Source organism: Hymenobacter sp. FMD4, from assembly GCF_058932745.1.
In genome coordinates this window covers 1-9,243 of the sequence record NZ_JBZYWH010000049.1, presented here as the reverse complement: position 1 = coordinate 9,243, position 9,243 = coordinate 1, and the positions used below count along the sequence as shown (strand labels likewise).

The window sequence follows — 9,243 nt, the reverse complement described above, 5'->3', positions numbered from 1 at the left end:
GCGCCGCCGCCCGCGCCACGTACCGCTCGCCGGCCGCCCCCAAGGGGTTTTCCCGCTCCATTTTGTCGTGCAGGTCGCAGAAGTTGCACGTGCCCGCCGCCCCGAAGCGGATGCCCGGCACCGTCGTGTCCATGATGCAGCGCGTGCAGCGTTGGTAACCGGGGTGAGGAGTAGGCTGATCTACGGGGTGCTTGTGTTCGGCAAGTGAAGGAGAAGCGGGCACTGGAAGCGTCGTTGGTGAGTAAGTGTGTTTCAAGAGGCAGGAAAAGGAAGGGACAGGCGTTAAATCAATCCTTCAATCTGATAGCCACGGCTACGCAGCATATCAGTAATAGCCGTTCCGCGCTCGGCTCGGTGCGGACGCGGTAAGTCGGCCACAATCAGCTCACCGGCAAACTCGTTGAAGGTGCCTTGAGCTTTGATGCCATCGGCTGCTACGGCTAGTGAGCAGCCAACGCTTTTCTTGCCTTCGTATGGCCCCCCTACAATGTAGCCGACTGATGTAGTTCCCACTACTACCACGTTGTACATCGAAGCCAGGATACTGTAGGGCTTAACCCACTTTTCTTGGTAGGGGTCGTTTTCCTCAGTGATAGAGTAATCTACCGTCCAGGAGGAAGGTGAAATAATGATTTCAGCTCCCATTCGGGCCAAGGTGTGGCCAATAGATAATCCATCGATGTAGTTGTCGGCGCAGATGTTCAACCCGATTTTGCCGAGGGGCGTGTCGATGACATTCAGCGTCTGGCCCACGTTGTAGAAGGGTTGTTCTACGGTAAGCAAGTTGATTTTGTGATACTTCAGCAGTATTTCCCCCCGCTCATTGATCAGGACAGCCGAATTGAAGATGCGGCCATCGGCAGCGCGCTCGGTGAGGCCGGCGCATACGTAAATATTGTGCTTGGCTGCTTCCTCGCAGAGCCGGTCGGAAAACGGGCCCGGTATGGGTTGGGCTTCGGTAAGGGCACTCGGATGCGTCCAGGCAAAGTCCAGTGTTTCGGGCAGCAGAATCAGGTCGCAGCCGCGCTGGGCAGCTTCCTCAATCATGCGGGCAGCCCGGTCGAGGTTGCGTAGCGGTTCGCCTCCTTCTACCAGTAGCTGGCCCATCCCAACGCGAATGGTGCCTTGCGAAGGAGGGGGAGTGGTGGGCGCGGCAATGGTGGGCTTGGCGGATGGTGCCGCTGCCGGAGCAGCTGGCTTTTTCCAGCGCGTAAAGATGGAGTTCATAGCAAGGGCGTCAACGCGGACGAAAGGAGGGTGGGTTTCCGGCTGACCCGATAAAAATACAGGCTTCCACAATTAAACCTGCTGCCTGCAAGCTTGTCGAGGCAAAAAAAGTGCATTTCAACGCAACTAGGAAATCCAGAGGCCACTATTACACCGGTTTCCGCCCCCGCCCCGAAATGCCTACTTTTGCCGCTTCCGAACTGATTCTTCGCGACTATGTCCATCCCTAAAACCTACCAGCCGGCTGAGGTAGAAGACAAATGGTACCAACGCTGGCAGGAGCAAGGCTTTTTTAACTCCAAGCCCAACCCGCGCAAACCTGCTTACTCGGTGGTAATTCCGCCCCCGAACGTGACCGGCGTGCTGCACATGGGCCACATGTTGAACAACACGATTCAGGACGTGCTGGTCCGCCGTGCCCGAATGCAAGGCAAAGAAGCCTGCTGGGTACCCGGCACCGACCACGCCTCCATTGCTACCGAAGCCAAGGTAGTGCAGATGTTGAAGGAGCGGGGCATCGAGAAGAAAGACCTCACCCGTGAGGAGTTTCTCAAGCACGCCTGGGAATGGAAGGAAAAATACGGGGGCATTATTCTCGACCAGCTCAAGAAGCTGGGTGCCTCCTGCGACTGGTCGCGTACGCGCTTCACTATGGAGCCTGACATGACCGAAGCCGTACTGCGGGTGTTCGTGGACCTGCACAACAAAGGCCTGATCTACCGCGGCATCCGCATGGTAAACTGGGACCCGCAGAGCCGCACGGCGCTGTCTGATGAGGAAGTAATTCCCAAGGATACGATGGCCAAGATGTACCACCTGCGCTACGAAGTAGTGGGGCAGGATGGCCAGTTCCTGACCGTAGCTACCTCTCGTCCCGAGACCATTATGGCCGACGTGGCCGTGGCTGTAAACCCCCACGACGAGCGGTACCAGCACCTGCACGGGGCTAAGGTGCGCATTCCGTTGCTGGGCCGCGAAATTCCGGTGATTCTGGATGAGTACGTGAGCATTGAGTTCGGCACCGGCGCGCTGAAGGTGACGCCCGCGCACGACCTGAACGACTACGAACTGGGCCTGAAGCACAACCTGTCGGTAATCGATATTCTCGACGACAGCGGCTTCCTCAACGAGAAGGCCGTGCTGTACGTGGGCCAGGACCGCTTTGCCGCACGCCGCAACATCGTGAAGGACCTCGACGAAGCCGGTTTGCTAGCCAAGGTGGAGGAGTATGCCAGCGTGCTCCAAACTTCGGAGCGCACCGGCGCCGTCATCGAGCCGCGTCTGAGCATGCAGTGGTTCCTGAAAATGGAGCAGATGGCTGGCCCGGCCCTCGAAGTAGTAGAGGATGACCGCGTGAAGTTGCACCCGCCCAAGTTCAAGAACATGTACCGCTCGTGGATGGAGAACGTGCGCGACTGGTGCATCTCGCGGCAGCTGTGGTGGGGCCAGCGCATCCCGGCTTATTACCTGCCCGATGGCTCCTTCGTGGTAGCGTTGACCGATGAAGAAGCACTTCAACTGGCACGTGAAAAGGCTGGCAACAGTGAGTTGCAAGCTAGTGACTTACGCCAGGACGAAGACGTGCTCGATACCTGGTTCTCGTCGTGGTTGTGGCCAATCTCGGTGTTCGATGGTTTCAAGGACCCGGACAACCCTGAGGTCAATTATTACTACCCCACCGACGACTTGGTAACGGCCCCGGAAATCTTGTTCTTCTGGGTGGCCCGCATGATCATGGCCGGCCTGGAGTACCGCAAAGACGTGCCGTTCCGCAATGTGTACCTCACCGGTATTGTGCGCGACGACCAGGGCCGCAAGATGAGCAAGCAGCTCGGTAACTCACCCGACCCGCTGGACCTCATTGCCCAATACGGCGCCGACGGTGTGCGTACTGGCATGTTGTTTTCGTCGCCGGCCGGCAACGACCTGCTGTTCGATATCAAGCTGGTGGAGCAGGGCCGCAACTTCACCAACAAGCTCTGGAACGCTTTCCGCCTCACGCAAGGCTGGGAGGTAAGCGAGGAGTTGCCCTTTGTAAACGAGCGCGCTACGGAGTGGTTTGAGGCTAAGCTGCAAGACGTGCTGACCCAGCTGGACGAGCACTTCGCCAAGTTCCGCATGTCGGATGCGCTCATGACCATCTACAAGCTGGTGTGGGACGACTTCTGCTCGGTGTATCTGGAGATGATCAAGCCGGCGTATCAAGCCCCCATCGATGCTGAGACGCTGCGCCGTACCACAGGCTTCTTTGAGCAGCTGCTGAAGCTGTTGCACCCTTTCATGCCCTTCATCACGGAGGAAATCTGGCATCACCTGGCCGAGCGTGGCCCCAAGGATTACCTCTGCGTGGCGCCCTGGCCTAAGCAGCAGCCGGTGGCCGGTGCCGCCGACCTGCTCACGCGCATGGAGAAGGCGCTGGATATCGTGGCTGGCGTGCGCAACATCCGCAACCAGAAAGGTCTTGGCCCGAACAAGCCATTGACGCTGGCGGCGAAGACCGACGACATGGCTTTGGTGCAGGACTACGACGGCATCATCCGGAAGCTTGCTGCCCTCACCGAAATCAACTCAGTGGACGCGGCTCCGACGGCGGCTGTTGGCTTCGTGTCGGGTGGCGTGGAGTTCTTCGTGCCGATGGAAGGCCAGATCGACCTGGCCGCCGAAAAGGAGCGCCTCAGCAAGGAGCTGGAATACACGCAGGGTTTCCGCGACTCAGTGCTAAAGAAGCTGGCCAACGAGAAGTTTGTGCAAAATGCGAAGCCGGATCTGGTGGAGCGAGAGCGGCAGAAGCTGGCCGATGCCGAGGCCAAGATTACGGCGCTGGAACAAAGCATGGCCGCGCTGTAAATTGACCCTTAGACCCAAACAAAAACGGCTGCCTCCCATAAGGGAAGCAGCCGTTTTGCTTAGTGGGTGTATGGGCCAGCCGTGATTGGCGGCCATCCTAAAGACGCGAGCACACAGTGTAGCGCAGCTAATCCTTTTGTCGGGTCGTTGCTGATGACGTGTACCTCGGGTGAAGTGCGCGCAGGCCATTCAACGATAGAGACGCAAATAGTTGCGTCTCTAGGGCAATCTGCTATTGCCGCTTGGTGGGCGCGGTTTCGAAGCTCGCAGCTTTCTCGCGGTTTAGTTCGCTGAGTTGGTGTTGAAGCTGAAAAGTCACCTGTTCACAGTCGGTGGCGCGGCGCTGAATGATGGCTAGTTCCCGCTCCGCTGCCGACATCCGCATGTAGAGGTAGACAATCAAACCGAGTGAAACGACGAGAGCCAGAAGAACAATAATGTTTTTCATAACCTGAAGATTGTCAAAAACAAAAGCCCGCCGAGGTGACGGGCTTGTTTAAGCTATGTAAACGCGTACTAGATGCTGGTGTTGGGGTCAAACTGCTCCAGGTAATCGGCCACACGACGCACGAACATCCCGCCGAGCGAGCCGTCCACCACGCGGTGGTCGTAGCTGTGCGAAAGGAACATGAAATGGCGTACCCCGATCAAGTCCCCATGGGGCGTCTCGATGACGGCTGGCTTCTTCTTGATGGCACCTACGGCCATGATGGCTACTTGCGGCTGCATAATGATGGGCGTGCCCATAACGTTGCCGAACGAGCCCACATTGCTCAGCGTGTACGTGCCGCCTTCTAGATCTTCCGGCTTCAGCTTGTTGGCACGGGCCCGGGTAGCAAGGTCATTCACGCGCTTGCTCAGGCCGTTCAGGTTCAACTGATCGGCGTTGTGAATCACCGGCACGATGAGGTTGCCCGACGGCAAGGCCACGGCCACGCCAATGTTGATGTCGCGCTTCTTGATGATGTAGTCACCATCCACCGACACGTTGATGTTCGGGAAATCCTGAATGGCCCGCGCTACCGCCTGAATAAAGATGGGCGTGAAGGTCAGGTTTTCGCCTTCGCGCTTCTTGTAGGCGTCTTTATGCTTGTTGCGCCAGTTTACGATTTCGGTCACGTCGGCTTCCACGAAGGAGGTAACGTGCGGCGAAATGCGCTTCGAATCGACCATGCGCTGCGCAATCATTTTGCGCATGCGGTCCATCTCGATCAGCTCCTGATTGCCGCTCACCGAAGGAGCCGGCTTGCTGGCATTGGTAGTGGCCGCCGGAGCTGGTTTAGCAGCTGGCGTTGCGGCCGGCGCCGCTTGCGTGGCCGGAGCCGCCGGAGCTGCGGCAGGCGCGGCCACAGGGGCTGGCTGAGCGGCCTGGGCGGGCTGCTGACCCCGATTGGCCACAAAGTCCATAATGTCTTTCTTGGTAACGCGGCCACCTTGGCCAGTACCAGGCAGGCGTTCCAGGTCGGTCATCGAAATACCTTCCTCGCGGGCAATGTTCAGCACCAGCGGCGAGTAGAAACGACCGGGCTGTGCTTCACCAAGCGAAGAACCACCCGCCGCAGCAGCCGCGGCATTCGGAACGAACGGTACTTGCGCAGCAACTTCTTCCACTTCAGCGACTGCGGGTGCAGCGGCCGGGGAGGCCTGGCCGTTGGAAGCAGCAGCGGCGTCGGTTTCGATGAGGGCAATGGGGGCGCCTACGGCTACCACTTGGCCTTCTTCCACCAATATCTGCTGCAACACGCCGGCGTGGATAGCGGGCACCTCAGTGTCCACTTTGTCGGTAGCCACTTCCAGCACTGATTCGTCCTGCTCAATGGTGTCGCCCACCTGCTTGAGCCATTTCAGGACGGTGCCTTCCATGATACTTTCGCCCATTTTGGGCATCACCATTTCCACTCGTGCCATGCGCGTTAAAGAAAAGAATTAGGGTGGGGAAAGGAAGTTTGGTTGTATGGGGTTGCGGCCGGGAGAGGACCGAAATCGGGGCCAAAGGTAGCTGATTTGGCCGTTGATGCCTCATTGCAAGCCACTAGTTGCCAAACGCTCGTTAGCCACTTGCTAAAAGCTATTGGAAGTCAATAAACTAGCTTGTTGGTTCAGCGGGCTGGATTTGCGAAGCTGGTAGGTGTAGGCGGACCAGATTGAGCGCGGCAAGGGTAATGAATTCGATGTTCAGCTGCCGGCCGCGGTTGAAGCTAATCTTGCGAGTCACGGTCTGGTGGGCATCGGCATAGGCTAGCCAAAAGGTGCCTACTGGCTTTTCGTCAGACCCACCGCCGGGCCCGGCAATACCGCTGGTGGCTACGGCCACATCCACCCCAAGCTGCCGGCGGGCACCTTCAGCCATTTGCCGAACGGTTTCCTCGCTTACCGCGCCGTGTGCAGCTAATGTCTCGGGCAGTACCCCCAGCTGGCGAACCTTGACCTCATTGGCATATGCTACGATGCTACCCAGAAAGTACTCCGAGCTACCGGGGACGCTGGTAAGCCTTTGGGCAATGTAGCCCCCCGTGCAGCTTTCGGCCGTGCCGATGGTGAGGCCGCGCTCTTTTAGTAACATTCCAATAGCCGCTTCCAGCGGCACTTCGCCTTCGGCAAACAGGTGCTGGCCCAGCAGTTGGCGCAAGGCAGGTAATTGGGCATGCAGGCGGGCGCGTAGGTCGGGCTGGCCGTCGTCGGTGGCGGTGAGGCGCAGGCGCACGCCACCGAGGTAGGGCAGGTAGGCCAGTTTCATATTGGGCGGCAGTTGGGCTTCCCAATCGGCAATCTGTTCGGCCAGAAACGACTCGCCTTGTCCCACGGTTTGCAGCACAGCGTGCTCAATGGGCGGCACTTGAAAATACTCCTGCAACCGCGGCAGTACTAGATTGGTCATCAGGTGCTTCATCTCGAAAGGCACGCCGGGCATCGACACGAATACCACGCCACCATCCTCGAACCACATGCCCGGGGCCGTACCCACGGCATTGCGCAGCGGGGTGCAGGCTTTAGGCAGAAAGGCCTGCTGGCGGTTTACTTCCAGCATTGGGCGGTTGAAGCGGGCGAAGATGGCCTCCACATCGCGCAGTGAAGGCTCGTATAGCTCTAGTTCACATCCGAAGTAACGGGCCAGTACGTGCTTGGTTAGGTCGTCTTTGGTGGGGCCGAGGCCGCCGGTCATAAGCACCACTTGGGCCCGTTGGCGGGCTTCATCCAGGGCGCGCACTATTTCCTCTGCTTTGTCAGACACGGAGCTGATCTGGCGGATGCGCAGCCCAATCTTGCCGAGTTCCTGGCCCATCCAGGCCGAGTTGGTGTCGACTACCTGCCCGTAGAGCAGTTCGTCGCCAATGGTTATGATTTCAACGGCCGGAGAGAGTGGCATAGCGAAGGATTATTGGAATCAGTCGAATTAGGCGCAATTTGTGCACATGGTCCATTAGACCGCCACACGCGTCGTTTGGTTTTATCTTTTTCTCTCTCCATGTCGGCACTCCGCCTCCCTCTGTTTGCTTTGGCCCTGGGCCTGATGACCTCTTCTGCTGCAGTAGCTCAAACCAAAACCACTACCAGCAAGACCACTACGGCCAAAACTACCAAGCCCGCTGCTAAGCCAGCGGCTAAAGCTCCGGCCAAGACCACTACCAAGACGACAACCACCAAAGCCACAACTACCAAGCCCGCTACGGCCGCGCCTGCACCCACCGCGCCGCCCGCCCCCGTGGTAGTACCACTGACGGCCGAGGAGGCCAAAGTAGGAGTGATGGAGGCGCTGACGTCGTCGATCAAGCGTGGCTTTGAGGCCGGAGGGCAGCCCGATGGCTTCAACAGCAACCCCGACATCCGCCTGGCTTTTCCACCCGAGGCCGATTTGGTAGCCACCACGCTCCGCGGCTTGCGCATGGGGGCTGTGGTGGATAAATTTGAAGTGCTGCTGAACCGCAGCGCCGAGGCTGTAGCCCTGCAAGCTGGCCCGATTTATACCAACGCCCTGCAGCGCCTCGCCATAGCCGATGCCTTGGCCCTGGTGAATACCCGCGAAAGCCGCGCGGCCTCGCAACTGCTCAAAGAGCAAACGCAGGAACAAGTGCAGCAGGAACTGAAGCCACTAGTAGCGGCCGCCTTGGAGCAAACCGGTGCTAAGCAGCTTTATGGTGAGATGCTGCTGCGCTACAAGAAAGTGCCGCTGGTAGCTCCCATCACTACGGACCTGACCACCTACGCCACCGCCAAAACCGCCGACGGACTCTACACGCTCATTGCCGACGAAGAAAGCCGCATTCGTCTTAACTCTTCGGCCCGCACTTCCGAAGCAATGCGTCGCGCCTTCGGTACGCGCTAATTCGTCTGAGGTAAGGCGCGGCCGAATCTTTGGTCTGGTTTCTGCCAATAGCGAACTGAACTTTCCCACACGGGATTTATAGCGTCATGAAAAGTTTTCTTTCTATTGCCTGCCTTGCCGCCGGGTTTGCCCTGACCAGCGCATGCTCGGCCAATGCCCAGCTAATCAAACTGCCCAAAATCGGTGGCGCCAACGGCACTACCATCAAGCTGCCCACCCCGGCATCGAGGACCACCGGCAATATCACCGAGAACGAGGCGGCGGCTGGTTTGAAAGAAGCGTTGATTCAAGGCATTACGAAAGGCTCCGATCAGGCTTCGAAGCAGGATGGCTTTTACCTCAACCGCCTTATCCGAATTCCCTTCCCGCCCGATGCGCAGCGCGTCGCCAATACTTTGCGCACCATCGGACTAGGCGGGGAAGTAGATCGGTTTGAATTGGCACTGAACCGCGGGGCCGAGCAGGCTGCCACTAGCGCCAAGCCCATCTTTATATCGGCTATCAAAAGCTTGACTTTTAAAGATGTTTGGAATATTCTGACCGGGGAGAAGGACGCCGCGACGCAATATCTGAAGCGCACTACCACCTCGCAATTGGTATCGGCCTTTTCGCCTATCATGCAGCAGGCGCTCGAACAAACCAATGCTACCCGTTACTATGCCAACTTGGTGACGCGCTACAACAAGATTCCGATGGTGCAGCCGGCTAATCCCAATCTGAATGAGTATGCCACCGGCAAAGCAGTCGACGGTTTGTTTACGCTCATTGCGCAGGAAGAGGAGAACATTCGCGAAAACCCGGTAGCCCGCACCACCGATCTGCTTAAGCGCGTGTTCGGCAGCAAA

Annotated in this window: 7 protein-coding genes and 1 pseudogene; 3 read left to right on the top strand and 5 right to left on the bottom strand. The window is 58.2% G+C overall.

All coding sequences use genetic code 11. The features are described from left to right. Together AC5FXY_RS22290 and AC5FXY_RS22285 are read right to left on the bottom strand one after the other, a co-directional pair. Positions 1 to 256, bottom strand: a pseudogene (locus tag AC5FXY_RS22290) (hypothetical protein); the annotation flags it as partial. A 26-nt stretch (positions 257 to 282) separates the two neighbouring features. Next, a complete protein-coding gene (locus AC5FXY_RS22285) occupies positions 283 to 1,227 on the bottom strand; it encodes a carbon-nitrogen hydrolase family protein (protein WP_493558939.1) in 945 nt (314 codons plus the stop codon). Positions 1,228 to 1,443: 216 nt separating this feature from the next. Here AC5FXY_RS22285 and AC5FXY_RS22280 point away from each other — a divergent pair, with 216 nt between their 5' ends. Beyond that, entirely contained in the window at positions 1,444 to 4,074 is a 2,631-nt protein-coding gene (locus AC5FXY_RS22280; RefSeq protein ID WP_493558938.1) for a valine--tRNA ligase, read from the top strand. A 232-nt stretch (positions 4,075 to 4,306) separates the two neighbouring features. Here the strand turns inward: AC5FXY_RS22280 and AC5FXY_RS22275 are convergent, their stop codons facing one another. From AC5FXY_RS22275 to AC5FXY_RS22265, 3 genes are all read right to left on the bottom strand, one after another. Further along, positions 4,307 to 4,522, bottom strand: coding sequence for a hypothetical protein (locus tag AC5FXY_RS22275; protein WP_493558937.1), 216 nt, complete (start codon positions 4,520 to 4,522; stop codon positions 4,307 to 4,309). 68 nt (positions 4,523 to 4,590) lie between these two features. Continuing rightward, positions 4,591 to 5,982, bottom strand: coding sequence for a dihydrolipoamide acetyltransferase family protein (locus AC5FXY_RS22270; RefSeq protein WP_493558936.1), 1,392 nt, complete (start codon positions 5,980 to 5,982; stop codon positions 4,591 to 4,593). 178 nt (positions 5,983 to 6,160) lie between these two features. Beyond that, a complete protein-coding gene (locus AC5FXY_RS22265) occupies positions 6,161 to 7,441 on the bottom strand; it encodes a competence/damage-inducible protein A (protein WP_493558935.1) in 1,281 nt (426 codons plus the stop codon). A 99-nt stretch (positions 7,442 to 7,540) separates the two neighbouring features. Here AC5FXY_RS22265 and AC5FXY_RS22260 point away from each other — a divergent pair, with 99 nt between their 5' ends. Both AC5FXY_RS22260 and AC5FXY_RS22255 read left to right on the top strand, forming a co-directional pair. Beyond that, the gene (locus AC5FXY_RS22260) at positions 7,541 to 8,398 is read left to right on the top strand and encodes a DUF4197 domain-containing protein (protein ID WP_493558934.1); all 858 of its coding nucleotides are present in this window, start codon (positions 7,541 to 7,543) and stop codon (positions 8,396 to 8,398) included. 86 nt (positions 8,399 to 8,484) lie between these two features. Then, positions 8,485 to 9,243 (top strand): DUF4197 domain-containing protein (locus AC5FXY_RS22255; protein ID WP_493558933.1); only part of this gene is annotated, 759 nt, incomplete at its 3' end.

Excerpts from the sequence above, each read along its gene's own strand:
- AC5FXY_RS22285 (WP_493558939.1), bottom strand. The coding sequence starts at position 1,227 with ATGAACTCCATCTTTACGCGCTGGAAAAAGCCAGCTGCTCCGGCAGCG.
- AC5FXY_RS22280 (WP_493558938.1), top strand. The coding sequence starts at position 1,444 with ATGTCCATCCCTAAAACCTACCAGCCGGCTGAGGTAGAAGACAAATGG.
- AC5FXY_RS22275 (WP_493558937.1), bottom strand. The coding sequence starts at position 4,522 with ATGAAAAACATTATTGTTCTTCTGGCTCTCGTCGTTTCACTCGGTTTG.
- AC5FXY_RS22270 (WP_493558936.1), bottom strand. The coding sequence starts at position 5,982 with ATGGCACGAGTGGAAATGGTGATGCCCAAAATGGGCGAAAGTATCATG.
- AC5FXY_RS22265 (WP_493558935.1), bottom strand. The coding sequence starts at position 7,441 with ATGCCACTCTCTCCGGCCGTTGAAATCATAACCATTGGCGACGAACTG.
- AC5FXY_RS22260 (WP_493558934.1), top strand. The coding sequence starts at position 7,541 with ATGTCGGCACTCCGCCTCCCTCTGTTTGCTTTGGCCCTGGGCCTGATG.